Origin of the sequence: Vibrio sp. ZF 223, assembly GCF_003050585.1 — a bacterium.
Lineage (GTDB): Bacteria > Pseudomonadota > Gammaproteobacteria > Enterobacterales > Vibrionaceae > Vibrio > Vibrio crassostreae.
Window position 1 is genome coordinate 238,037 of sequence record NZ_PIGB01000006.1, and the last position, 24,846, is coordinate 262,882.

Consider the following 24,846-nt stretch of genomic DNA (forward strand, 5'->3'; position numbering starts at 1 on the left):
GTGTCATATGAACTAATAGGCTTGTTAGCAGGCCTTGGTGCTATTGTTGGTGTTTTAGCAGGCTTGCTAGGCATTGGTGGTGGTTTGCTGGTGGTTCCTGCCTTACTGTTTTTGCTTCCTAAAGCGGGTATCCCCCAAGAGTTTGCGATGCAAATGGCATTGGCTACTTCGCTATCAACCATCATTGTTACGTCGGGATCGTCTGCGATTAACCATTTAAAATTAGGTAACGTAGAGATATTTGTCGTTAAGTGGTTGATGCCGGGTGTCGTTATAGGCGGCTTCCTCGGTTCTTTCGTGGCCGATGTCATTCCAGCTCAATACTTACCAAAAGTCTTTGGTGTGATTGTTTTGGTATTGGCGTTGCAAATGCTGTTGTCGATTCGCTCTAAGAGCCAAAAGTCGATGCCGGGTTCAGCTAAAACCGTATTGTGTGGTGGCGGTATTGGTTTGGTATCAAGCTTGGCGGGCATTGGCGGTGGGTCTTTATCGGTGCCTTTCCTTAACCATCATGGTGTGGAAATGCGCAAAGCTGTGGGCTCATCTTCGGTATGCGGTTGTGTTATCGCGATTTCGGGAATGCTCGGTTTCATTTGGCATGGATCTTCTGTTGATGATCTTCCTGCGTATAGCTTAGGTTACGTTTATCTGCCGGCTTTGATCGCGATATCTTGTACCTCAGTTTTGACCACTCGAGTGGAGGCGAAACTGGCCACTCAATTGCCAACCTCTGTGCTGAAGAAATTCTTTGCGGTATTTTTAATGTTTATAGCAGCCACAATGCTGCTGTAGTGTCTTTTCTGTTAGCCATTGAGCTAACCGTTAATCAATTTAGATAGAGAGCCAAGTATGTCTCAGGGTTTTATCGAATTCCCAAATATCGATCCTGTTCTTATTGAACTAGGACCAATCTCAGTTCGTTGGTACGGCTTAATGTACCTTGTTGGTTTTATGTTTGCTCTTTGGTTAGCAAATCGTCGAGCTGATCAACCGGGCAGCGGTTGGACTCGAGAGCAAGTATCAGACTTACTGTTTGCTGGCTTTCTAGGTGTGGTGCTGGGTGGTCGTATTGGCTACGTACTTTTCTACAACTTTGACCTTTTCCTAGCAGATCCTCTTTATCTATTTAAGGTATGGACTGGCGGTATGTCTTTCCACGGTGGTTTGCTTGGTGTTATTACTGCCATGTTTTGGTATGCCAAAAAGAACGGTCGAACCTTCTTTGGTGTGGCAGACATGATTGCACCATTGGTGCCATTTGGTTTAGGCATGGGACGCTTAGGTAACTTCATGAACAGCGAGCTTTGGGGCCGTGTGACTGATGTGCCATGGGCTATTGTGTTCCCTAACGGTGGCCCACTTCCTCGTCACCCATCTCAACTTTACGAGATGGCGCTTGAAGGTATTGTGCTGTTCTTCATCTTGAACTGGTTTATCAAAAAGCCGCGTCCTCTTGGTTCTGTATCAGGGTTATTCCTAGCAGGATATGGTACATTCCGCTTCTTAGTAGAATACGTACGTGAACCTGACGCTCACCTAGGTTTGTTCGGTGGATTTATCTCTATGGGACAAATTTTGTCACTGCCAATGGTTATCATCGGTGTGCTGATGATGGTGTGGGCATACAAGCGTGGTCACTACAAAGACGAATTACCACAACAAACGAAGTAAGGAATTGGTGTGAAACAGTATTTAGATCTCTGTCAGCGTATCGTTGATGACGGTACTTGGATTGAAAATGAACGCACGGGCAAGCGCTGCCTAACCGTGATCAATGCTGACCTGGAATATGATGTTGGTAATAACCAGTTCCCTCTAGTAACAACGCGTAAGAGCTTTTGGAAGGCCGCGGTTGCTGAACTGCTTGGCTACATCCGTGGTTACGATAATGCTGAAGACTTCCGCAAACTAGGTACTAAGACTTGGGATGCGAATTCGAACTTGAACGAGGCATGGCTAAATAACCCTTACCGCAAGGGCGAAGACGATATGGGCCGTGTTTACGGCGTTCAAGGACGTGCATGGGCAAAACCTGATGGCGGTCATATCGACCAACTGAAGAAGATTGTTGATGATCTAACGAACGGTATTGATGACCGTGGTGAGATCTTAAACTTCTATAACCCAGGTGAGTTCCACATGGGATGTTTGCGTCCGTGTATGTACAGCCATCACTTCTCTCTACTTGGTGACACTCTGTACCTAAACAGTACTCAACGTTCTTGTGACGTGCCTTTAGGCCTGAACTTCAACATGGTTCAAGTGTATGTCTTCCTAGCTATTATGGCGCAAATCACGGGTAAGAAAGCTGGCGTGGCTTACCACAAGCTTGTGAATGCTCATATCTACGAAGATCAGCTGGCGCCAATGCGTGACATTCAGCTAAAGCGTGAGCCGTTAGCTGGCCCAACATTCCATATCAATCCTGAGATTAAGTCTCTAGAAGATTTGGAAACATGGGTAACGATGGATGACTTCTGGGTTGAAGGTTACGAATGCCACGAAGCGATTAAGTACCCGTTCTCGGTTTAATCTAATCTGCTTTGTTTGATTGAAAGGCTGCCATTGTGCAGCCTTTTTTATTTGTGATACTTGGCTTGCTTACTATTTATAAAACCAATAATCTTGTGGGGTCTTTTCTAACCACAGAACTGCTATGACTCGTTCGCATTGCTTCGTGTTGCAACATGACTTTCCTATTGCTTTCTACCCTGATAAAAATCAGTTGGTGATTGATGATGAGGCGATTCATCTAGAGCCATTACAAGCAAAGCTACTCAGCTATTTCATCGAAAATCGCGGGCAAGTGGTTAGCACTCAGCAGATAGCCTCTGATGTGTGGCAAAGAACTCAAGTGTCTGACAATCTGGTTAGGCAAGTCATCAGTTTATTGCGCAGTCAACTTCAGGATAAGTCACGTCCGTATCGCATTATTCAGACGATCCCTAAACAAGGTTACCAGTTCGATGTTGAGGTGACTCAGTCGAGCGTTAAACCAACTCCCGTTGAGGACGCCTCTCAACTTGAGCCTATTGTTGCTAAGTCGAAAAAGAAAACCATCGCCCTGATTACAACCGCAGTATTCTCTATTGGCTTAATAGCAGCTTGGGCATGGCAAACCGATGTCCCAGCTAATGACACTGCTGTTATTTCTGCTCATCAAAGTGATGTAATTCCTGTTTATATTCATGACATAACACTCGATTCTGCGAACGATTATGAGATGTCAGAAAGCGTTTATAACTATCTTTTCTACGGGCTGAATTCGGCAAAAAACTTATCGGGTTACCACTTTTCTCAGCTATCGCATCAGGGCAAGCAATCACTGACCAACAATGGTGTTGAACTCAAAGGTTGGCTCAAACAAAAGGACAGTGATTATGTGTTGAGCGTGCTTGTACAAAACAATCGCCAACCGAATCAAAGTCAGAAAGTGGAAAAACGCTTTAGCCAAGATAATTTCTTTGATGCAATTGGGGATGTGATTCTCGAGGTCAAAGCCATTATTGCTCCAATGAGCTCCGAATACGGCGTGGCAAGTCATCGAGTGACCTCTATTGATAACTACGATGATTGGAGTGTTATCTCCGAGGGGATATCGTTGTTCTACCAAGGAAAAGGTGGTCAGCCAATTGAGGAAATAGCACTTCAGTTGGATACGATTCAACAACAAGGGCGAGATAATTATCTGGTCAATGCCTTGCTGTCGTATTCGGAATCTTTGGCTTATTTACAAAATCATGAACAAGAAGACCGCGAACATGCACTGCAACTGGCAAAGCAAGCCTTCGAGATGAACCCACGTTGTGACATCGCTAATCTTACCTTGGGGCTAGCCTTGTTAATCAATCAACATGCTAATCAAGCGTTCCCTTATCTATCCTATGCTGCCGAAAGTACGCCGAGCCCAATCAGCTTTTATCTACTGAGTGTGGCTGACAAGCTGTCGGACAACCCAAAAGGTTCGCAATACAACTATCAACGTTATACCGAAGTAAAAAAAGAGAATGACGGTCAACTGTTTGATCTTATTGAATCTTTATAAAAAACAAACCTTTCCTAAACCACGAAATACGTTTTTAAGCGAAGGTGTTTCGTGAGAGACAATAGCAACGGTATATCCGCAAGACTTTCTTGTCTCAATATGTTTGATTATTGTTTGGACTCAGGCTCGATTGCCTTGCATCAAGCGTAAAAACATCGACTTCCAGATACTGGTACCAAATCATTCATTATTGGGGCTACACACATGTTGAAGAAGTTTGCTTTTCAGATCATTCCAATTCAGATCTTCTTATTCGTCTTTTGGTTTAAAAATGGCTTTATCGATAAAGTGATGGGCGTGCTACTTGGCTACATTACACCCGATACCGCTTATGCGGGAGACACTTGGGTGGGTTGGAAAGGCTATATTGTCGGCACTTGGGATAAGAGCCAAATCGGTCATGCTTTATTGAGTCCAACGTTCGATTTTATGTTCCCAATTTTGATTGCTTTGCAATGTGTGCCGTTTTTATTGGTTCTTCGTTCGGTACTTGCTGGTGAGTTCATGGTTGGCAAAGAACGTCCGTGGTTGCTCTATGCCGCCTTTGCTTCTCTGTTTGTGACTGCTTGTATGGCTTTCACTCAAACCATCACAGGTGCAAGCGACGGGCAGTATCTATGGCAATTTATCGGCTTTGGTATGGTTGCCATTATGTACCTGCGTAATGAGCAAGGTAAGTAAGCGTTTTTTAGATGCGAGTAAACGGGATTCGAGATGCGAAGAGCGTGTTTAGATTTGAGTCAGTTAGATATGAAATATTAAAACGCAGATAATTAGAGATAGTCGCTTTTCGTTACTCGTTTACACGAATCTCGTATCTGGTTTTGGTCTTCGTTACTCGCTTACTCAAATCCCGCATCTTCTTTTTGTTTCCTGCATCCGTTCCTAAAAAGAAAAAGCCCGCAACCTAGGAGGTTGCGGGCTTTGCTATAAGCGATGTTTGTTTTGCTATTAAGCAGTCAAAGCTAACACGGTACCAGGCAGTACAAGGAATACCGCAACAAGGTAACCAGCGACTACTGATTTGTTCTTCACAGCCATGTCTGAAATCATGTCTGCCGCTTTAACTGGTAGCTCACGTAGGAACGGAATACCGAAGATGAATACCGTTGCCATGATGTTGAACACCAAGTGTACTAGAGCAATTTGTAGTGCGAATACTGCGAACTCACCAGATACTGCTGTAGCTGCAAGTAGAGCCGTAATACATGTACCGATGTTTGCACCAAGAGTGAATGGGTAAACGTCACGTACTTTAAGAACACCTGAGCCTACTAGTGGAACCATCAAGCTTGTTGTCGTAGAAGAAGACTGAACAAGGATAGTAACGATAGAGCCAGAAGCGATACCGTGGATAGGACCACGACCAATTGCATTCTTTAGAATCTCACGAGCACGGCCAACCATCAGGCTCTTCATTAGCTTACCCATTACCGTGATAGCTACGAAAATAGTCGCAATACCTAGAACGATAAGCATGATGCCACCAACAGTGTCGCCAAATGTTGATAGAGGCTCTTTAATAGCACTAACTACTGGCTTAGTGATTGGCTTGATGAAGTTAAGACCACCCATGCTCATATCACCTGTTGCTAGCATTGGTGATACCAACCAGTGAGAAATCTTTTCTAGAATACCAAACGCCATCTCTAGTGGTAGGAAGATAGCAACGGCTAATAGGTTAAAGAAGTCGTGAATAGTCGCACTTGCGAATGCACGTTTGAACTCTTCTTTACAACGAACGTGACCAAGGCTAACTAGCGTATTGGTTACCGTAGTACCAATGTTAGCACCCATGATCATTGGGATTGCTAGCTCAACAGGTAAACCACCTGCCACAAGGCCAACGATAATTGAAGTAACTGTGCTTGATGATTGAATAAGTGCTGTTGCCACTAAACCAATCATTAAGCCTGCAACTGGGTGTGAAGCAAATTCGAAAAGAACCTTTGCTTGCTCGCCTGTTGCCCATTTGAAGCCTGTACCAACCATTGAAACTGAAAGTAATAGTAGGTAAAGCATGAATGCCAAGTTAGCCCAGCGTAGCCAACGAGTAGTGCTCGAGATAGGCGCTGCTGCAGTAGTAGCTTGGTTCATAATGTTTTCTCCATTGGACCGTTTAAGTCTGTGTTTGGTCTGTTTGTTTAATCTGAGCGTGATGTTAGAGAACAAATATTTCAGTAATATTACATTTTGGTTTAGGTTGGTTTTTTTTGTGATGATTTGCTGTTTAAATATTTTGACAGTAAATGTTGTTAATTTAACCTTTTGTTTTAATTGGTGTTTTTGTGATTTTCAACTTGGGTGATATAGATCTTAAAAGTTAGAGAAAAATTGAAAATAATCGCTGAAATATTACATTATGAAATCAGACACTTCGTAAAAACAGGTGATAATGGTTAGTTAGGTTTGGTTTTTCCGAGTTTGTTGAGTGGGAGTGTCATATTTGATATAAAAGGGTATCTACTCTTTTATTACGGCACATCTATGTCGCACCTCAACTATAACCACCTTTATTACTTTTGGATGGTTTGCAAACAAGGCTCTGTTACTAAAGCGGCAGAAGCTCTATTCCTAACACCACAAACAGTAACTGGTCAGATAAAAGCGTTAGAAGAGCGTATGGATGGCAAGTTAACTAAGCGTAATGGTCGCAGTGTTGAGCCGACAGAGCTTGGGCAGCTAGTCTTTAAGTACGCTGACCGTATGTTTGGCCTGAGTTATGAGATGCTGGATATCGTAAATTATAGCCAGCACTCTAATATTCTGTTTGATGTTGGTGTTGCGGATGCACTGTCTAAAAGACTCGTAAGCAAGATACTGATGTCGACGATTCCCCCAGATAACAGCATTCATTTACGTTGCTTTGAATCGACCCATGAAATGCTACTTGAGCAACTTTCTCAGCATAAGCTCGATATGATCTTGTCTGATTGCCCGGTGGATTCGAGTCAAAGCCCTGGCCTGTTTAGTAAAAAGCTTGGCGAAAGTGGAATGAGCTTTTTCAGTTCCGGCAAGGTTGAAGGTGTGAACTTCCCCGCGGTATTAGAACAAAGAAAGCTTTTGATACCTGGTAGTCGAACCTCAATGGGGCGCAAAGTGCTGCAGTGGTTTGATAGACAAGGACTTAAACCTGATGTTTTGGGTGAGTTTGATGATGCGGCATTGATGAAGGCTTTTGCTCGCTACCACGATGACGCAATATTCTTAGCGCCAACCCTTTATATGTCTGAGGTTGAGGAAGATACATCACTGCAATTATTAGGTGGCATTGAAGAGTTAAAAGAGGAGTACTACGTCATATTTGCTGAGAGGATGATCCAACATCCAGCAGTAAAAAACGTATGCGACGCAGATTTTAGCAAATTGTTCGAGTGAGGCGGTTTGTTAATGAATTGATATCGATTATCATAACTCCACCATATGCCGGAAATACTGATAGCCCGTAGTTGGCGTAAAGGTTGTAGGGAGCCAAACTATGAACTTAAAAGAGATGGAGAAGAACTCAGCACAAGCTGTGATTCTACTCAAAGCCATGGCCAACGAGCGTCGCTTACAGATCTTGTGCCTATTACATGGTACTGAGCTGTCGGTTGGGGAGTTGTGTGGCAAGTTGGAACTGAGTCAGTCTGCTTTATCTCAACATCTTGCTTGGTTGAGAAGAGATGGTTTGGTCGAAACTCGCAAAGAAGCTCAAACTGTGTATTACACATTGAGTAGTGAAGAAGTAAAAGCGATGATTAACCTACTGCATGGTATTTACTGCAAGTAGCTTATTGCTGGTGGGAGGTGGATTTCTTATCAGGAATAAGACCGACACAAGGAAGTGTCAGTATTTCACGTCAAACGTGAGTGCCTATCTATATTACCGACCTATCTATCTGCTTGTCTGTTTTTTTCTCGTTGTTTTTTAGCTGCTTAGCTATTTATCGGTAAGCAAATTAGCGGTTTTTCAGTTAAATAATCACCGGAAAATAATAGCATTTCTCAAATTTTAGATATAAAAAAACCGGCCAAGGCCGGTTTTTTTCGTTTTGCGTTGTAATCAAATTTCTATTAAAGAGCTTTGATTGCAGCAGCGAAACGAGACTTATGACGTGCAGCTTTATTCTTATGAATAAGGCCTTTAGTCGCCATACGGTCTAGAAGAGGTGTAACTTCTACAAGAGCAGCAGTTGCAGCTTCTTTATTGCCAGCTTCAATAGCTGCAATAGTTTTTTTCATGTAAGTGCGCATCATAGAACGACGGCTAGCATTGTGCTGGCGACGTTTCTCAGCTTGGATAGCGCGCTTCTTAGCAGATTTACTGTTTGCCAAGGGTCTAACTCCCAAAAACTTAGTTCGGTGACAATTTAAGGGCGAGGACTATCCCTCATTAGCGCTTAATTGTCAAATGATTTGTGCAAAAACCAATCGTAGCCAAACAAACTTTGGTATGGAAAGGTCATCGCGGTTAAGATGGCGGGGATTCTAACAGCATTTTTAGACCAATGCTAATAAATATGCTTCTTAGGATAGGATAGTATTTATCCTCGCTTGAAAGTAATCAACCAGTGTCAGAGGTTTCTGTGAGTAAACGACTATTAAAGTCAGGGCTGATTGTCAGTGTAATGACTTTTGTTTCCCGTGTCTTGGGGCTAGTACGTGATGTCGTAGTAGCAAACTTAATGGGGGCAGGAGCAAGTGCAGACGTATTTTTCTTCGCCAATAAAATTCCTAATTTTTTACGTCGGCTGTTTGCCGAAGGTGCTTTTTCTCAAGCCTTTGTACCAGTATTAACGGAATATCACGCCGCAGGTGATAAAGATAAAACTCGAGACTTGATAGCAAAGGTGTCCGGTACTCTTGGGGTGTTGGTTTCTATTGTTACGGTGCTTGGGGTATTAGGCTCTGGGGTTATCACCGCAATGTTCGGTGCGGGTTGGTTTATTGATTGGCTTAATGACGGCCCCTCGGCGCCTAAGTTTGAACTCGCCAGCCTAATGCTGAAAATTACTTTTCCTTATTTATGGTTCATTACGTTTGTCGCTTTATCAGGTGCAATCCTTAATACCATGGGCAAATTTGCGGTTTCGTCATTTACGCCTGTGTTCTTGAACGTAATGATCATTGCTTGTGCTTGGTTTCTTGCTCCTAATTTAGAACAACCTGAAATTGGTTTATCCATCGGCGTTTTTCTTGGAGGCTTAGTTCAATTCCTGTTCCAAATGCCTTTCTTGATTAAAGCGGGAGTACTGGTTAAGCCTAAGTGGGGTTGGAGAGATCCGGGCGTGGTTAAGATCCGCACGTTAATGATCCCTGCTTTGTTTGGTGTGTCAGTAAGTCAAATCAACTTGTTGTTCGATACTTTCATTGCCAGTTTTCTAGCGACGGGCTCGATCAGTTGGCTGTATTACTCGGATCGACTATTAGAATTTCCACTCGGTTTGTTTGGTATTGCCATTGCGACGGTTATTCTTCCTGCTTTATCTCGTAAGCACGTTGATGCTGAAGGAGAAGGGTTTGCTCACACCATGGATTGGGGTGTGCGCATGGTACTGCTGCTCGGTATTCCTGCGATGTTCGGTCTTATTGTGTTAGCAAAACCGATGTTGATGGTGCTGTTTATGCGTGGTGAGTTTTCTCCTCATGATGTTAATCAGGCTTCAATGTCTTTAGTGGCGTACGCTTCAGGCTTGCTGAATTTCATGCTTATTAAAGTATTGGCTCCCGGCTATTACTCTCGTCAAGACACCAAAACACCGGTTAAGTACGGCATCATTGCGATGGTGACTAACATGGTGTTCAACGCAATCTTCGCTTATTTCTATGGTTATGTTGGTTTGGCAATCGCAACGGCGTTGTCTGCGTTCGTGAACATGACTCTGCTTTATCGTGGTTTGCATCTAGCGGGTGTTTATCGTTTAACCAAGACTACATTGTTGTTTAGCCTTAAATTATTGATCTCAGGTACGGTAATGATTGGCGTGATTTTATGGCAGCTAGACAATATGCAATTGTGGCTTGATTGGGGCTTTAACCAAAGAGCGTTGACACTAACAGGGTTGATCGCACTTGGCGCCTTTGCTTATATTGTGTCGATACTGGTTTTAGGTATCCGAGTAAAACATTTAAAAGCAGCGACAGATTAATACTGATTAGTATATAATCCGTCGGTTTCACACAATAAATGATGTTAATAACAGGTTTTAGCTGATCACAATGGAACTGATCCGAGGTATACACAATATTAAAGCGCAGCATCATGGCTGTGTATTAACCATAGGTAACTTCGATGGTGTTCATTTAGGGCATCAAGAGGTTCTGAGTCAGGTTTCTAAACAAGCTGCAGCATTAGGGCTCCCTTCTGTTGTCATGACGTTTGAGCCGCAACCTATGGAGTTGTTTGCCAAAGGTAAAGCACCAGCACGTTTAACTCGCTTACGAGATAAATACGTGCAACTGAGTAAGCTAGATATCAGTCGTTTATTGTGTGTGAATTTTAATCAGTATTTTGCAAGCTTGTCGGCTGAAGCGTTCATTAAAGACCTTTTGGTTGATAAGCTTGGCGTGAAATTCTTGGTTGTCGGTGACGATTTTTGCTTCGGTAAGGGTCGTACTGGTAATTTCGCTATGCTCAAAGCGGCAGGCGAGAAGTATGGTTTTGAGGTGGTGAGCACCCAGAGCTATTGCTTAAACCAATTACGAGTAAGCAGTACTGAGATACGAAATGCGTTAGCGGCCAATGACTTGGCTTCTAGTGCTACCATGCTAGGGCGTGACTACAGTATCAGTGGTCGTGTTTCTCATGGTCGAAAACTAGGGAGAACTATCGGTTTCCCTACCGCTAATATTCCATTAAAGCGTTGTGTTTCTCCTGTATCGGGAGTGTATGTTGTTGAAGCTTTGGATATCGACGGTGTTCCTGTCGGTGGCGTTGCTAATATTGGACAACGACCAACAGTTAATGGGGTAAGGCAGCAATTAGAAGTGCACTTTTTTGACTTTAAAGCCAATTTATATGGTAAACAGTTAGAAGTACGACTTTTGCACAAACTGCGCGACGAGATAAAATTTGAATCGTTCGACGCACTAAAGAATCAAATAGAATTGGATGCTGAAGCCGCAAGGGTGTGGCTGCTTCAGCTAAAGAATTAATCGGATGATTCCACCGATTAACATAATGTCTAACTTCGCCCAATATAACGGAATTAAGAATCGATGAGTGATTATAAAGATACCCTGAACTTACCAGAAACAGGGTTCCCAATGCGCGGTAATCTGGCAAATCGTGAGCCAGAAATGCTGAAGCGTTGGTACAAAGAAGATCTTTACGGCGAAATCCGTAAGGCAAAGAAAGGTAAAAAATCTTTCGTACTGCATGATGGCCCTCCATACGCGAACGGCGACATTCACATTGGCCACGCGCTGAATAAGATTCTTAAAGACATTATTATCAAATCTAAGACCCTTTCTGGTTTTGATGCACCGTACATCCCAGGTTGGGACTGTCACGGTCTTCCAATCGAGCTAATGGTTGAGAAGAAGAAAGGTAAGCCTGGTCAGAAGATTTCGGCTGCTGAATTCCGCGAAGAGTGTCGTAAGTACGCTGCGGGCCAAGTTGAAGGTCAGAAAGAGAGCTTCAAACGTCTTGGTATCATGGGCGAGTGGGACAAACCTTACCGTACTATGGATTTCGGCACTGAAGCGAACATCATTCGTTCTCTAGGCAAAATCGCAGACAAAGGTCACCTTCTTAAAGGTTTCAAACCAGTTCACTGGTGTACTGACTGTGGTTCTGCTCTGGCTGAAGCTGAAGTTGAATATAAAGATAAAGTTTCTCCATCTATCGATGTGAAATTTACAGCAGCTGACGAAGCGGCGCTGCTAGAGAAATTTACTCTAGCTGAAGGTCATGCGGGTCAAGGCGAAATTTCTATCGTTATCTGGACGACAACACCATGGACTCTGCCGGCGAACCGCGCAGTATGTCTACGTGATGATCTTGAATACGTGCTTATCCAAGTTGAAGCGAATGGCGACCAACCAGCTCAACGTATCGTTGTTGCTTCTGATCTAGCAAAAGACGTAATGGACCGTGCAGGTATCGAGCATTTCCATAACCTTGGTTTTGCTACAGGTGCTGATCTTGAGCTTTCTCAGTTCAACCACCCGTTCTACGATTTTACTGTTCCTGCTGTTCTTGGCGACCACGTAACAACGGATTCAGGTACTGGTGTGGTTCACACTGCGCCTGGCCACGGTCAAGAGGATTTCGTGGTTGGTAAGAAGTACAACCTAGAAATCGCTAACCCAGTTGGTTCAAACGGCGTTTACCTGCCAGATACTGAGCTATTTGCTGGTCAGCACGTATTTAAAGCGAACGACTCTGTTTTAGAAGTTCTAAAAGATAAAGGTGCACTTCTGCATCACCACGCTTACGAGCACAGCTACCCACACTGTTGGAGACACAAAACTCCAATCATCTTCCGTGCAACACCACAATGGTTCATCTCTATGGATCAAGCTGGCCTACGTGCTAAAGCACTAGAGTCTATCAAGAGTGTTGAGTGGTTGCCTGAATGGGGTCAAAGCCGTATCGAAGGTATGGTTGAAGGTCGCCCTGAGTGGTGTATCTCTCGTCAACGTACTTGGGGTGTGCCAATTGCTCTGTTCGTTCATAAAGAAACAGCAGAACTTCACCCAGAAAGCCCAGCGCTTATTGAAAAAGTCGCGAAGTTAGTTGAAGAGAAAGGTATTCAAGCTTGGTGGGATGTAGACGCTGCTGAACTTATGGGCGCAGAAGACGCTGATAAGTACGAAAAAGTAATGGATACGCTAGACGTATGGTTCGACTCAGGTGTGACGCACTTCTCGGTTGTTGATTCTCGTGAAGAGTACAACTTCCCGAACGAAGAGCGTACTCACAGTGCTGATCTTTACCTTGAAGGTTCAGACCAACACCGTGGCTGGTTCCAGTCTTCTTTAATTTCATCTATTGCGATGAAAGACGAAGCACCATACAAGCAAGTACTAACTCACGGTTTCGTGGTTGACGGTAACGGCCGTAAGATGTCTAAATCTATCGGTAACGTTGTTGCACCTAAAGATGTAACCAACAAGCTAGGTGCAGATATCCTGCGTCTATGGGTTGCTTCTACAGACTACACGGGTGAAGTTGCGGTTTCTGATGAAATCCTGAAGCGTTCAGCTGATGCTTACCGTCGTATTCGTAACACAGCGCGTTTCTTCCTAGCGAACTTGAATGGTTTCAACCCTGAAACTGACCTAGTACCTGCTGAAGAGATGGTTGCACTTGATCGCTGGGCTGTTGGCCGTGCTCAAGCTGCACAAGAAGAGATTGTTAAAGCATACGGCGAGTACAACACTCACGGTGTGACTCAACGTCTAATGCAGTTCTGTTCTATCGAAATGGGTTCTTTCTACCTAGACGTAATTAAAGACCGTCAGTACACAGCGAAGCAGGGCAGCCATGCTCAACGTAGCTGTCAAACTGCGCTTTACTACATCGTAGAAGCTCTAGTTCGTTGGATGGCACCTATCATGTCGTTCACTGCAGATGAAATCTGGAACGAGATGCCGGGTGAGCGCGACAAGTTCGTGTTTACTGGCGAATGGTTCGAAGGCCTATTCGGTCTAGCTGAAGGCGAAGAGCTAAGCAACGAATTCTGGGCTGAAATCCAAACGGTTCGTGGCGCTGTGAACAAGCTTCTTGAAGATGCTCGTAAAGAGAAAACGATCGGTGGCGCACTGCAAGCTGAAGTGATTCTATACGCTGACGACGCACTAGCGGCGAAAATCAACAAGCTAGAAGATGAGCTACGTTTCGTACTTATCACTTCTGCAGCTGTTGTTAAGCCATTAAGCGAGAAGTCTGATGCAGCTCAAGAGACAGACGTTGCTGGTCTATTCGTTGAAGTTGCAGCTACTGAAGCTGAGAAGTGTGACCGTTGCTGGCACCACACTCCAGATGTAGGCACTATTGAAGGTCATGAGAAAGTTTGTGGTCGTTGTGTGTCGAACATCGACGGTGAAGGCGAAGTGCGTAAGTTCGCATAACAGCTCAGAGAAAGACTGAACTTTTTGTAAAAATCATAGCCCCAGTATCAACTGGGGTTATTTTTAATTATAGGAAATGTGTTTATACAAGTACGGTAATCAGGTCACTTAAATTGAGTAACAGTGAATACCAACTTCGTAAATACTAGGAATAGAAATGAGTGAAGTTTCGTTAAAACAATCTGGTGTGCGTTGGCTATGGTTGGCCCTAGTGGTCTTCCTTGCCGATATCGGCATTAAACTCTTTGTTATGGATAACATGGGTTATGGCTGGGCAAACCGTATTGAGGTTCTGCCATTCTTTAACTTTTTGTACGTGCATAACTATGGTGCAGCGTTTAGCTTCTTGAGTGATCAAAGTGGTTGGCAGCGTTGGTTATTTACCGGTATCGCATTTGCGGTAACAGGTATGCTGACGTACTGGATGAGCAAACTACCAGCTGCAGAGAAGTGGAATAACATTGCTTATGCGATCATCATTGGTGGCGCAGTAGGAAATGTGTTTGACCGAGTCGTACATGGCTTTGTTGTCGATTACTTAGACTTCTACTGGGGCACTTACCATTGGCCCGCATTTAACTTAGCCGATATGGGAATCTGTATCGGTGCTGCGATGATCATCCTAGATGGTTTCCGTAAGAAAGACGAAAGCAAATAGCTTGCCTCAAAGTCAGTCTATGACTCACAGAATAGAATAGCCCTAAGCGCTGTCGGTTGATTCCGACGGCGCTTTTTTTTATGCTTCAGTCAACAAGGAAGCAAAGCACAATGCATCCTCAAATAATAAAGAAATCTAAGGAAAGTAACGTGGCAGCAATTAAAAATGATTCAGCAGTAACTCTACATTTTACGATTAAAATGAAGGATGGTTCAGTTGCCGATAGCACCGAAAATATGGGCAAACCTGCAAAGTTCGTCATGGGCGATGGCAGCCTAAGTGAGAACTTTGAAGCGTGCTTACTTGGACTTGAAGCTGGAACTGAAAAGTCTATCGAACTGAAAGCGGAAGATGCGTTTGGTATGCCAAACCCTGATCATATTCATTATATGGATCGTGCTAAGTTTGTTGGTGATTCTGAAGTTGAAGTGGGTACTATCATGGCATTCTCTGGTCCTGATGGGATGGAAATTCCAGGTATTATTACTGAGATCGCAGGTGATTCAGTGACGGTTGATTTTAATCACCCACTCGCAGGTCAAGACGTTACGTTTGACGTCAATATCTTAACGGTAGAATAACTCTCTTAACGTTAGAATAAGATAGCCTTACTGCGGTGATGTCACCTAGAGCTTCACTGTCTAGACGCTTCACTGTAGAATGCGAACCTCGCTGACGGCGAACTCTATAGAAACAACCTTAGTACCGCGGTAAATGATGAGCAATGAAATGAAAATAATGTTAGCTAACCCTCGTGGCTTTTGTGCCGGTGTCGATCGTGCGATTAGCATCGTAGAGCGCGCACTTGAAATGTATCAGCCACCGATCTATGTTCGCCATGAAGTGGTACACAACCGCTTTGTTGTTGAGGGGCTCAAGCAACGTGGTGCTATTTTTGTCGAAGAACTGAGTGAAGTGCCTGACGACAATATCGTGATTTTCTCTGCTCACGGTGTTTCTCAAGCGGTTCGTAAAGAAGCGAAGGAGCGCGAGCTAACGGTATTCGATGCAACCTGTCCTTTGGTGACTAAAGTTCATATGGAGGTTGCTCGTGCGAGCCGTAAACATATGGAAGTAGTACTGATCGGTCACGCGGGTCACCCGGAAGTTGAAGGCACTATGGGTCAGTACGCGAGTCAAACAGGTGGTATGTACTTGGTTGAAAGACCAGAAGACGTACAAAAACTAGTGGTTAATGATCCAAGTAACTTACACTACGTGAGCCAAACTACGCTGTCTGTTGATGAAACGGCAGATGTAATTGAAGAGTTACGTCGTGTATTCCCTGAGATTCAAGGCCCTCGTAAAGACGACATCTGTTATGCGACTCAAAACCGTCAAGACGCGGTGCGTGAGATGGCGAATGACGTTGATGTGGTGATAGTGGTTGGTTCTAAGAACTCATCGAACTCTACACGCCTAAAAGAGCTAGCTGAGAAGCTAGGCACACCAGGCTACCTAACGGATTGCCCAGAAGATATTCAGACTGAATGGGTTGAAGGCAAGAAGAAAATCGGCGTAACGGCTGGTGCTTCTGCTCCTGAAGAGTTAGTTAACCAAATCTTAGATCGTATCCGCGAACTAGGTGCGACTGGCGTTGAAGAGATTCAAGGTCGCGAAGAGAACATGTTCTTCGAAGTACCTAAAGAGCTGCAGATCAAGCAAGTAGATTAATCTCTATTGATTCGAGACACTAGCGATTCGCAAACAGTTGATTCGCAAATACTATCGATTTGTAAACAGTAGGAAGCCAACGTTGATGCGTTGGCTTTTTTGATCGTGCTGTATGTCCCGTCCGAGATGTGTTTACTGAAGACCGAGCTGCTCTTTTAAAGTCTTGAGGTAACGACGGCTAACAGGGACTTCAAAGCCAGTCAGGGTAATGATCTCCGCTAATCCATTCTCTAACAGTTTGATCTCTTGGATCGACTTTATGTTGATCAAATACTGGCGATGACAGCGGATCAAATCGGTTTTTTCTTCCAAGATCTTTAGCGTTAACTGTGAAGTCGCGGTTTGCGATGAGCTACGTACATGCACCCCACTGATATCGGAATAGGCGCACTCGACCGTTTGGCTTGCCATGATCACAATGCGGTTATGACCAATACATGGAATCTGCTCTAAGTGACAGGGAGCAATCGCAGAGATGTCTTGTGCTGGCGCTTTCTGATTTTGTTTGATGACCTTATTCAGGCGACAAACGCTCTTGTTTAATCGACAAGGCTCGACTGGCTTAAGTAGGTAATCAAAAGCATTATCTTCAAAGGCTTGAATAGCATATTGGTCGTAGGCGGTGACGAATACCACGTAGGGCATGGTTTCCGGGTCAAGCATACTCAACAATTCAATACCGGTGACCTGAGGCATTTGAATGTCCAAATACACCACATCAGGCTTGAGAAGGTTGATCTGCTTAAGTCCTTCAATTGCGTTACTCGCTTGACCAATGACTTCGACTTCTCCGGTTTCGGTCAGAAGTTCAATCAGTTCTTCGCGAGCAAAAAGCTCATCATCGATAACTAATGCTTTTAACATCCTACAATCTTCATTTTTGTGCCATCCCTGCTTGATTCACGCTTATCTTTTTAATGTCTGCTAAATGTTACTACTGGGGGAGCTAACATCTATGAAAACATCATTATTTTAGTATAGGTATGATAAAGCTCATTCGAGTAAATTGCTGTGGTTGAGATTCTATTTTTAGTGCTGAATCTTGTCCAAAGAAATTAGTGAGTCGTTTATCAACAATCTCCATCCCTAATCCTACATGATCTTGAGATGGCTTCTGATAATTACCCGCGTTGTCTTCAACGGTTAACTTGAACCCACTCTCGAAAGCCTCGCTATAGATCTTCACTGTGCCACCTTCTAGCATGTTCGAAATGCCATGCTTGATGGCGTTCTCAACCAATGGTTGCAGGGTAAAGCTTGGTAGTTGTGACTCGTATAACTGTGGATCTATGTCCCATTCCACTTCTAACCGGTCGGTAAAACGTGCCTTTTCAATGGTGAGATACGCATTGACGTGTGCAAGCTCATCTTTGAGTTTCACAGTGTTGATGTTCTGCTTAAGGTTGCTTCTAAAGAAGTGAGATAGGTGCTGAATAAGCTCTCGCGCTTTATCAGGGTCACGGCGAGTAACGGCGCTAATCGTATTAAGCGCATTAAACAAGAAGTGTGGGTTCACTTGAGCGTGCAGTAGTTTGATTTCAGCTTGGGTAAGCAGGGTTTGTTGTTGCTGATAGTTGCTGAACAGGATCTGACTCGACAATAGTTGAGCAATACCTTCAGCCATCGACATGTTGATGGTTGAAAATAGCTTTAGCTTAGGCTCATACAGTTTGATGGTACCGACGACTTCGTTACCGGCACGCAGTGGGATAATCAGCGCAGAACCTAACTTACAATCTTGCGAAAGAGAACATTGGTATGGGTTCTCTTTGCCATCAAGGTAGATGATGTCGTTCTGTTCCATCGAAGTGAGCGTGCTTTGCGATGAAATAGGGGTATTTGGAATATGGTGTTCATCGCCAATGCCAACGAACGCGAGGATTTTTTCTCGGTCGGTGATCGCTACCGCCCCAACATTGGTCTCTTCGTAAACGATACGTACGATTTTTTGCGCGTTATCTGAATTAAACCCGCCATGCAAAATACCTACCGAACGCTCGGCAATAGTAAGTGCGCGGCGCGAGAAGGTTGCGGAGTATTTCTCGAAGATGGTTTTTCTGTCTTGGATGATGCTCATGAACAGTGCAGCGCCCACTGAGTTAGCAATGATCATTGGCGCGGCAATATCAGAAACTAGAGCGTAGGACTGCTCAAACGGTTTAGCGACTGCGAGCAGAATTAACATCTGAATGATCTCTGCAAATAGCGTCACAGAGAACACCACCATCGGGTTAAACAACTGGCTGGCTTTGTTCTTTCGGACTAAGTATACATGCAGCAAGCCACCAATCAGGCCCTCTGCAGTGGTTGAAATCGCACAAGCTAAGTCAGTAAAGCCACCTAATGAGTAGCGATGAATCCCGCCGGTAAAGCCTACGGCAAAGCCAACGACAGGGCCGCCAAACAGGCCTCCCATTACCGCCCCCATTGCACGAGTGTTGGCTATCGCGTCATTAATCTGCAGTCCGAAATAGGTGCCCATAATGCAGAACAGGGAAAACAGAACATAACAGCTGACTTTATGACTTAAGCGTGAAGAGATGCTTAACAGAGGGAGAATCAGCGGGGTTTTACTTAGCATGTAAGCAATCACTAAGTAGACACAAGTTTGTTGCAGAAGAGAGAGAATGAGTTCCATATTTTCACCTATTGAGACGCTTGTTAAGTGTAAAGCTCATTGCGTGGTAACGGTAGCTTTGCTTGTGTTTTCGTTGGTTATATCGAGTGACGATTGCTTCTCAATGCTGAGATACAGTAAAGCCCATCACAGAGGACGGGCTTTAGTCTTAATTTCCACGAATCACTGGGTGATTACGGGAGCAAGCGAAGTGTGTTTGGCTGTTGTTTTGTCTCTCAATGAAGACGTGTCTCTTTTATTCAAAGTCTGAAAGAACTAGGCAGTTTTGGTTACGCCTTTTGCTTCTTTCTCTTCTTCATCAGCAAGGTCGATATCACCTTTGCCTTTTGATATCTTGATAACGTAAGCCGCAATACCAAGTGCACTCACCACACCAATGATGGTCGAGATTTGCATTGGTAGACCGAAGCCTAGTTGGCTGTTGTTCAGGATGAATGTGATACATACAGATGTCATGAACACAGCTGGAACCGTAGTTACCCAGTGCAGTTTATTGTGACGAAGTAGGTAAGCCGAAGCTGTCCATAACATCATTACAGCTGTTGATTGGTTAGCAAAACCGAAGTAGCGCCAGATGATACCGAAATCAACTTGAGTCAAGATGCCACCGATAACGAACAGTGGCAGAGCCATCAGTAGGCGGTTACGCAGTGTTTTCTGTTCCATGTTGAAGTATTCAGCAAGGATAAGACGGCTTGAACGGAATGCTGTGTCACCAGAAGTGATTGGTAGGATAACCACGCCAAGGAAAGCAAGGATACCGCCGAATACACCCAGTAGACCAAATGAAGCGCTGTATACCACGTTACCTGGGCCGCCGTTTGCAATTGCGTCTGATAGAGACTCAACTGAACCGAAGAATGAAAGAGCAAGTGCACACCAGATTAGAGCGATGATGCCTTCACCAATCATTGCACCATAGAATACGAAGCGACCGTTCTTCTCGTTTTCCATACAACGCGCCATCAGTGGTGACTGAGTTGCGTGGAAGCCAGAGATTGCACCACAAGCGATAGTGATGAATAGAGCAGGCCAAAGTGGTAGGTCATTCGGGTTCATGTTGGTGAACATGTCTTTCATCTCGAAGCCACCCATGATTTGGTGCTCGTCAGATAGACCAATCGCAGTGATTAGGCCAACAGACATGAAGATAAGTAGTGCACCGAACAGTGGGTAGAAACGACCAATGATTTTATCGACAGGGACAATCGTTGCGATGATGTAGTAAGCAAAGATGATAACAACCATGGTTGTTGCAGACATCGCGAAATCAGTTTGGTCGTTCACTAGGTTAGTGATCATGCCTGCAGGAGCAGAAACAAATACCACACCAACAAGAAGCAGTAGAACAATGGCAAAGATGTTCATAAAGTGTTTTGCGCCATTGCCTAGGTAACGTCCAGTGATGGTTGGAACCGAAGCACCACCATTACGGATAGATAACATACCTGAGAAGTAGTCGTGTACTGCACCTGCGAAGATACAACCTAGCACGATCCAAAGCATCGCTGCTGGGCCGTAAAGGGCACCCATGATAGGTCCGAAGATTGGACCTACACCTGCAATGTTAAGCAGTTGAACTAGGTAAACCTTTGGTGTCGACATTGGAACGTAGTCCACGCCATCTTGCTTAGTGTGAGCGGGTGTTTGACGCTTTTCATTGATACCGAAAATCTTCTCGATAAAGGCACCGTAAATAAAGTAGCCACCAATGAGTGCTGCAACACAGGTAAGAAACCACATCATAATTTGTTATCCCTGAATGTATTAATTAAGTCAGGGTGTATATTAAAGAAGAGTATGAAAAGAAACTTCCGCTATGAGAGTGAGTGGTCGAATAGTCAATTAAGTGGTGTTATAACTGATTGAGTGGTTTGCTACGTTTGTAGAGCGGTTGGTTATTCGTGTTGAGAAGGCTCTTGCTTCTGGCAAGTTGTGATTTATCAGCTTTAAGCGGTAACCAATAGATATCAGTGGCAGATAACAGACATAAGTGGACATCAGCCAGTGTTCAGCGGAGAATCACCATAAAGGTAACGCTTCGTCAGGAAGTGGCTAGGTAAATATAAAGGACTGAAATGAAAAAAATAATCGCACTATTCGCCGTGGCATTTAGCCTTGCAGGATGCAGCGCCAATGTTCAAGATTTAGCCGCTGAGGGCAATTGGCAAGAGATTGGCTATCGTGATGGCATCAAAGGTCACACTCAGCGTTCGTATTCAGAGATGACTGAGCTTGGCGCAGTCGATCAAGCGAGTTACACAGAAGGTTACCATCTAGGTGTGACTGAATATTGTAATCCGAACCATGCTTATCAGATTGGTTTATCTGGTCAGGTGTATGAAGGCGTGTGCTCTGGTACGGAAGACGCTCAACGTTTCCGCATGGAATGGCAACGTGGCTGGGATGAGTTCTCAAACGACTATTAAGCCCAAGCTAGCGATAAAAAATTAAAACTAAAAAGACCAGTACCGCATGTGTACTGGTCTTTTTGTTTGTAGTGAGAGTAACAGAAGCAGATTACTGATTATTCTCGACTGCTTTTCTCAAGAAACCATTTTGCTTATCAAGCTGAGCCTTGGCCAATTCTAAATCTAGCCCGGTTAGAATCATCAAAATAGACAACTTCACATCGTAATCAGTCGTTTTAAGTGTCGAGACTGCCAGCGCTTTGTCGCATTCAGTTGCTTGGATAACGATACGAGCAGCGCGGGCAACCAACTTTTCATTGGTCGCTTTTACGTCGACCATCAGATTTTGGTAGCTCTTACCGATACGAATCATGCTGGCAGTCGTTAGCATATTAAGCACCAGCTTTTGTGCTGTACCTGATTTGAGTCGTGTTGAACCAGTCAATGCTTCTGGGCCAACCACCGGGCTAATTGCGATTTGAGCGATTTCAGCAATTGGAGAATCAGGGTTACAAGACAATGCAACGGTCACCGCGCCAAGCTGATTGGCATAGTTGAGTGCACCAATCACGTAAGGTGTGCGACCACTGGCAGCTATACCCACCACGACATCATTTTCTGAAAATTGAATCGCTTTCAGATCTTCAATACCGAGAGTCAGCGAGTCTTCTGCGCCTTCTTTGGCTTTTAAAATCGCCTCTGGTCCACCTGCAATTAGGCCGATAACCATTTTGTCTGAAACACCGAAAGTCGGTGGGCATTCTGATGCGTCCAACACACCTAATCGACCACTGGTGCCTGCGCCCATATAAATCAGTCGACCACCGTTTTGAAAGGCATGAGCAATTTTATCAACCGCTTTCGCGATCTGCGGCAGTTCCGCTTCAATCGCCAGTGGGACTTGTTTGTCTTGTTGGTTAATCTTTTCAACCACTTCGAGAGAGGTGAGCAGATCAATATCCATAGTATCAGGGTTTCTCCCCTCCGAAACGAGGTGCGAGAGCGCTGATATGAGAGCGTCGTTACTCATAATGATCCTTAAATGGTGATTCTAAAATGATGGTTCTAAAATGGTTTAGTCAGCACGATAGAGAACGCCTAGAGAGGCAGCTCTACTTGCGCCAGTCACTTCTGGTAAATTGCTTGGCAGTTGATGAACATGGCGTTGGGCAAGCCACGCAAAGGCCATAGCTTCCATATAATCGGCATCAACGCCTTTACTGGTGGTCGATTCCACTTCCCAACTCGGAAGCAATTCAGCCAACCTTTTCATCAACAATGGGTTTCTCGTACCGCCACCACACACATAGAGTGCAGGTTGGTTACCCAAGCGATAAGTTTCCACTTCATTGGCTATCGTCAATGCCGTGTATTCACAAAGCGTGCGTTGCACATCTTCTGCTGCAAGGTCTTTAAATTCTGTAAGCTGTTGTTCTAGCCACGGTAGGTTAAACAACTCTCTACCGGTACTTTTGGGTGGTAATTGAGATAGATAAGATTCATTCAACAGCTGTTCGAGTAAAGCTTGATTAAGTTGGCCTTTAAGTGCGAATTGCGCATCACGGTCAAACTTCTTACCCGTATGTTTATCAACCCAAGCGTCCATCAACATATTGCCCGGGCCAGTATCATAACCAAGCGTTGGCTGATTCGGGCGCAGTACTGAAATATTCGAGATACCACCAATATTCAACACTACAACTGAGCTGTCTTGCGGGTGAAAAATAGTGTGGTGGAAGGCGGGGACTAACGGTGCACCTTGTCCGCCTAATGCCATGTCTTTACGTCTAAAATCAGCGACGGTTTGAATCTGTGTTTTAGCGGCAATGATGTTGGCATCACCCAGCTGCATGGTAAATGGAGATTCGCCTGTTGGCTGATGAAACACCGTTTGGCCATGATTACCAATCGCAGTCACAGAAGATGCAGGTGTGTCTGACTTGTCGAGAAGTTGCAGAACCGCATCAGCAAATAGATGGCCAAGCTGGTGGTCGAGTTCGCCAATAGCAATCAAATCCGTTTTCTGACCAATACACACCTCAAGCAGACGCGCTTTGAGATCATCAGGCATTGGGAACTCATCATGAGCGAGTAATGTGATACGCGTATCTTCAATCGAAACTAAAGCAGTATCAACGCCGTCCATACTCGTCCCCGACATCACGCCGATATACAGTTCTTTATGATCCATTCCTAAGCTCTTGCACTGCATTCCTAAAGTCTTCCACAGATTGGTTTAAAAACATTGTAAAGCAAATTTAAAGAGAATAATCTCGGGAAGTTTATGAAATTAGGTTTAATAAGGGATAAATATGGGACCGTTGTGGGTTGATGTTGCAGGCTACGAGCTGACAGCTGAAGACAGAGAGATTTTGGAGCACCCAACTGTTGGTGGTCTCATCTTATTTGCTCGAAACTACCACGATAGCAAACAGTTATCGGCGTTAAATAAAGAGATTCGCAAAGTTGCAAAACGTCCTATTTTAATCGGCGTTGACCAAGAAGGCGGACGAGTACAGCGTTTCCGTGATGGCTTTTCAATTATCCCAGCAGCTCAAGAATTCGCGACTAAGAATAATGGCGAACAGTTAGCAGAACAAGCGGGTTGGCTGATGGCGGCGGAATTGATTGCCCATGATATCGACCTGAGCTTTGCGCCAGTATTAGATAAAGGCCACGACTGTAAAGCAATTGGTAGCCGAGCGTTTGGTGAAGATATTGAGACCATCGTTCGTCATAGCAGCGCGTTCATCAAAGGCATGAAGTCGGTTGGCATGGCGACAACAGGAAAACACTTCCCTGGACACGGTGGCGTAATTGCTGACTCACACTTAGAGACGCCATATGACCCTAGAGACGACATCTTTGAAACCGACATGGCAATCTTCAAGGCGCAAATTGAAGCCGGAATATTGGATGCCATGATGCCTGCACATGTGGTGTTCTCTCATTATGATGATCAACCAGCAAGTGGCTCTCAGTATTGGCTACAGAAAGTATTGAGACAAAAACTTGGCTTTAAAGGCCTAATATTCTCGGACGACTTAACCATGGAAGGTGCTGCTATTATGGGCGGACCAGCCGACAGAGCGAAAGCGGCCTTGAATGCGGGGTGTGACATGGTGTTGATGTGTAATAAACGAGATGCACAAATTGAGGCTCTTGATCACTTAGCGATTCAAGAAGTGCCTTTAGCCAACTCATTGTTTAAAAAGCACAGCTTTGATTTACCGACGCTTCACTCGGATAGCCGATGGAAAGAGGCCTCAGAGCAAATTAAGCGGATGTTAAACGCTGGGTGATAAATAAACACTCTATAAGTTTTAAGAAGGCGATATTAAAGATATCGCCTTTTTTGTAT

At 44.4% G+C, this 24,846-nt stretch carries 22 protein-coding genes; 15 read left to right on the forward strand and 7 right to left on the reverse strand.

The genetic code is table 11. The annotated features are described in order from the left end of the window. From CWO13_RS13970 to CWO13_RS13990, 5 genes are all read left to right on the forward strand, one after another. Positions 1 to 792, forward strand: coding sequence for a sulfite exporter TauE/SafE family protein (locus CWO13_RS13970; protein ID WP_108083091.1), 792 nt, complete (start codon positions 1 to 3; stop codon positions 790 to 792). 57 nt (positions 793 to 849) lie between these two features. Further along, positions 850 to 1,671 (forward strand): prolipoprotein diacylglyceryl transferase, encoded by an 822-nt coding sequence (lgt, locus tag CWO13_RS13975; protein ID WP_017059338.1) that lies wholly within the window; start codon positions 850 to 852, stop codon positions 1,669 to 1,671. 9 nt (positions 1,672 to 1,680) lie between these two features. Next, positions 1,681 to 2,532 (forward strand): thymidylate synthase, encoded by an 852-nt coding sequence (locus tag CWO13_RS13980; protein WP_017056122.1) that lies wholly within the window; start codon positions 1,681 to 1,683, stop codon positions 2,530 to 2,532. Between the two features lie 124 nt (positions 2,533 to 2,656). Next, a complete protein-coding gene (locus CWO13_RS13985) occupies positions 2,657 to 4,045 on the forward strand; it encodes a winged helix-turn-helix domain-containing protein (RefSeq protein ID WP_102432240.1) in 1,389 nt (462 codons plus the stop codon). Between the two features lie 204 nt (positions 4,046 to 4,249). Further along, a complete protein-coding gene (locus CWO13_RS13990) occupies positions 4,250 to 4,726 on the forward strand; it encodes a hypothetical protein (protein WP_102432239.1) in 477 nt (158 codons plus the stop codon). Positions 4,727 to 4,996: 270 nt separating this feature from the next. Here CWO13_RS13990 and CWO13_RS13995 read toward each other — a convergent pair whose 3' ends face one another. After that, positions 4,997 to 6,142 (reverse strand): Na/Pi symporter, encoded by a 1,146-nt coding sequence (locus tag CWO13_RS13995; protein ID WP_048662115.1) that lies wholly within the window; start codon positions 6,140 to 6,142, stop codon positions 4,997 to 4,999. A gap of 390 nt (positions 6,143 to 6,532) precedes the next feature. Here CWO13_RS13995 and nhaR point away from each other — a divergent pair, with 390 nt between their 5' ends. Both nhaR and CWO13_RS14005 read left to right on the forward strand, forming a co-directional pair. After that, complete coding sequence (gene nhaR, locus CWO13_RS14000) at positions 6,533 to 7,423, forward strand: transcriptional activator NhaR (protein WP_048658065.1); 891 nt, start codon at positions 6,533 to 6,535, stop codon at positions 7,421 to 7,423. Between the two features lie 100 nt (positions 7,424 to 7,523). Further along, positions 7,524 to 7,817 carry an ArsR/SmtB family transcription factor gene (locus tag CWO13_RS14005; protein ID WP_004735028.1) on the forward strand — a complete coding sequence of 98 codons (294 nt, stop codon included), beginning with the start codon at positions 7,524 to 7,526 and terminating at the stop codon, positions 7,815 to 7,817. A 284-nt stretch (positions 7,818 to 8,101) separates the two neighbouring features. Here the strand turns inward: CWO13_RS14005 and rpsT are convergent, their stop codons facing one another. Beyond that, positions 8,102 to 8,362 carry a 30S ribosomal protein S20 gene (rpsT, locus tag CWO13_RS14010; protein WP_012603273.1) on the reverse strand — a complete coding sequence of 87 codons (261 nt, stop codon included), beginning with the start codon at positions 8,360 to 8,362 and terminating at the stop codon, positions 8,102 to 8,104. A 251-nt stretch (positions 8,363 to 8,613) separates the two neighbouring features. Here rpsT and murJ point away from each other — a divergent pair, with 251 nt between their 5' ends. The 6 genes from murJ to ispH all read left to right on the forward strand — a co-directional run bounded on the left by murJ (position 8,614) and on the right by ispH (position 16,436). Then, the gene (gene murJ / locus CWO13_RS14015; RefSeq protein ID WP_032501129.1) at positions 8,614 to 10,176 is read left to right on the forward strand and encodes a murein biosynthesis integral membrane protein MurJ; all 1,563 of its coding nucleotides are present in this window, start codon (positions 8,614 to 8,616) and stop codon (positions 10,174 to 10,176) included. 70 nt (positions 10,177 to 10,246) lie between these two features. Beyond that, positions 10,247 to 11,182 carry a bifunctional riboflavin kinase/FAD synthetase gene (gene ribF, locus CWO13_RS14020; protein WP_102394040.1) on the forward strand — a complete coding sequence of 312 codons (936 nt, stop codon included), beginning with the start codon at positions 10,247 to 10,249 and terminating at the stop codon, positions 11,180 to 11,182. A 63-nt stretch (positions 11,183 to 11,245) separates the two neighbouring features. Further along, positions 11,246 to 14,104: an isoleucine--tRNA ligase gene (ileS, locus tag CWO13_RS14025; protein ID WP_102394039.1), complete on the forward strand. Its 2,859-nt coding sequence runs from the start codon at positions 11,246 to 11,248 to the stop codon at positions 14,102 to 14,104. A 157-nt stretch (positions 14,105 to 14,261) separates the two neighbouring features. Beyond that, positions 14,262 to 14,762 carry a signal peptidase II gene (gene lspA / locus CWO13_RS14030; RefSeq protein WP_102394038.1) on the forward strand — a complete coding sequence of 167 codons (501 nt, stop codon included), beginning with the start codon at positions 14,262 to 14,264 and terminating at the stop codon, positions 14,760 to 14,762. 149 nt (positions 14,763 to 14,911) lie between these two features. Further along, entirely contained in the window at positions 14,912 to 15,343 is a 432-nt protein-coding gene (fkpB, locus tag CWO13_RS14035; RefSeq protein WP_017062866.1) for an FKBP-type peptidyl-prolyl cis-trans isomerase, read from the forward strand. Positions 15,344 to 15,479: 136 nt separating this feature from the next. Beyond that, a complete protein-coding gene (gene ispH, locus CWO13_RS14040; RefSeq protein ID WP_102394042.1) occupies positions 15,480 to 16,436 on the forward strand; it encodes a 4-hydroxy-3-methylbut-2-enyl diphosphate reductase in 957 nt (318 codons plus the stop codon). Between the two features lie 132 nt (positions 16,437 to 16,568). Here ispH and btsR read toward each other — a convergent pair whose 3' ends face one another. The 3 genes from btsR to CWO13_RS14055 form a co-directional block, all read right to left on the reverse strand. After that, a complete protein-coding gene (gene btsR / locus CWO13_RS14045; RefSeq protein WP_055319044.1) occupies positions 16,569 to 17,300 on the reverse strand; it encodes a two-component system response regulator BtsR in 732 nt (243 codons plus the stop codon). Positions 17,301 to 17,403: 103 nt separating this feature from the next. Next, a complete protein-coding gene (locus tag CWO13_RS14050; protein ID WP_102432237.1) occupies positions 17,404 to 19,074 on the reverse strand; it encodes a sensor histidine kinase in 1,671 nt (556 codons plus the stop codon). Between the two features lie 255 nt (positions 19,075 to 19,329). Continuing rightward, a complete protein-coding gene (locus tag CWO13_RS14055) occupies positions 19,330 to 20,820 on the reverse strand; it encodes a carbon starvation CstA family protein (RefSeq protein ID WP_048669573.1) in 1,491 nt (496 codons plus the stop codon). A gap of 332 nt (positions 20,821 to 21,152) precedes the next feature. On the opposite strand from CWO13_RS14055, the gene CWO13_RS14060 reads away from it, so the two are divergent. Then, positions 21,153 to 21,503 carry a DUF2799 domain-containing protein gene (locus CWO13_RS14060; protein ID WP_017098352.1) on the forward strand — a complete coding sequence of 117 codons (351 nt, stop codon included), beginning with the start codon at positions 21,153 to 21,155 and terminating at the stop codon, positions 21,501 to 21,503. A 91-nt stretch (positions 21,504 to 21,594) separates the two neighbouring features. Here CWO13_RS14060 and murQ read toward each other — a convergent pair whose 3' ends face one another. Both murQ and CWO13_RS14070 read right to left on the reverse strand, forming a co-directional pair. Further along, positions 21,595 to 22,515, reverse strand: a complete 921-nt coding sequence (gene murQ, locus CWO13_RS14065; protein ID WP_048658073.1) for an N-acetylmuramic acid 6-phosphate etherase — start codon at positions 22,513 to 22,515, stop codon at positions 21,595 to 21,597. 45 nt (positions 22,516 to 22,560) lie between these two features. Then, complete coding sequence (locus CWO13_RS14070; protein ID WP_102432236.1) at positions 22,561 to 23,676, reverse strand: anhydro-N-acetylmuramic acid kinase; 1,116 nt, start codon at positions 23,674 to 23,676, stop codon at positions 22,561 to 22,563. Positions 23,677 to 23,797: 121 nt separating this feature from the next. On the opposite strand from CWO13_RS14070, the gene nagZ reads away from it, so the two are divergent. Next, a complete protein-coding gene (nagZ, locus tag CWO13_RS14075) occupies positions 23,798 to 24,787 on the forward strand; it encodes a beta-N-acetylhexosaminidase (protein ID WP_102432235.1) in 990 nt (329 codons plus the stop codon). Positions 24,788 to 24,846 lie beyond the last annotated feature (59 nt).

What these genes read in the sequence shown, in the direction of transcription:
- lgt (WP_017059338.1), top strand. Translation starts at nt 850, where the DNA reads ATGTCTCAGGGTTTTATCGAATTCCCAAATATCGATCCTGTTCTTATT.
- CWO13_RS13985 (WP_102432240.1), top strand. Translation starts at nt 2,657, where the DNA reads ATGACTCGTTCGCATTGCTTCGTGTTGCAACATGACTTTCCTATTGCT.
- CWO13_RS13990 (WP_102432239.1), top strand. Translation starts at nt 4,250, where the DNA reads ATGTTGAAGAAGTTTGCTTTTCAGATCATTCCAATTCAGATCTTCTTA.
- CWO13_RS13995 (WP_048662115.1), bottom strand. Translation starts at nt 6,142, where the DNA reads ATGAACCAAGCTACTACTGCAGCAGCGCCTATCTCGAGCACTACTCGT.
- nhaR (WP_048658065.1), top strand. Translation starts at nt 6,533, where the DNA reads ATGTCGCACCTCAACTATAACCACCTTTATTACTTTTGGATGGTTTGC.
- CWO13_RS14005 (WP_004735028.1), top strand. Translation starts at nt 7,524, where the DNA reads ATGAACTTAAAAGAGATGGAGAAGAACTCAGCACAAGCTGTGATTCTA.
- ribF (WP_102394040.1), top strand. Translation starts at nt 10,247, where the DNA reads ATGGAACTGATCCGAGGTATACACAATATTAAAGCGCAGCATCATGGC.
- ileS (WP_102394039.1), top strand. Translation starts at nt 11,246, where the DNA reads ATGAGTGATTATAAAGATACCCTGAACTTACCAGAAACAGGGTTCCCA.
- lspA (WP_102394038.1), top strand. Translation starts at nt 14,262, where the DNA reads ATGAGTGAAGTTTCGTTAAAACAATCTGGTGTGCGTTGGCTATGGTTG.
- ispH (WP_102394042.1), top strand. Translation starts at nt 15,480, where the DNA reads ATGAGCAATGAAATGAAAATAATGTTAGCTAACCCTCGTGGCTTTTGT.
- btsR (WP_055319044.1), bottom strand. Translation starts at nt 17,300, where the DNA reads ATGTTAAAAGCATTAGTTATCGATGATGAGCTTTTTGCTCGCGAAGAA.
- CWO13_RS14050 (WP_102432237.1), bottom strand. Translation starts at nt 19,074, where the DNA reads ATGGAACTCATTCTCTCTCTTCTGCAACAAACTTGTGTCTACTTAGTG.
- CWO13_RS14055 (WP_048669573.1), bottom strand. Translation starts at nt 20,820, where the DNA reads ATGATGTGGTTTCTTACCTGTGTTGCAGCACTCATTGGTGGCTACTTT.
- CWO13_RS14060 (WP_017098352.1), top strand. Translation starts at nt 21,153, where the DNA reads ATGAAAAAAATAATCGCACTATTCGCCGTGGCATTTAGCCTTGCAGGA.
- murQ (WP_048658073.1), bottom strand. Translation starts at nt 22,515, where the DNA reads ATGAGTAACGACGCTCTCATATCAGCGCTCTCGCACCTCGTTTCGGAG.
- CWO13_RS14070 (WP_102432236.1), bottom strand. Translation starts at nt 23,676, where the DNA reads ATGGATCATAAAGAACTGTATATCGGCGTGATGTCGGGGACGAGTATG.
- nagZ (WP_102432235.1), top strand. Translation starts at nt 23,798, where the DNA reads ATGGGACCGTTGTGGGTTGATGTTGCAGGCTACGAGCTGACAGCTGAA.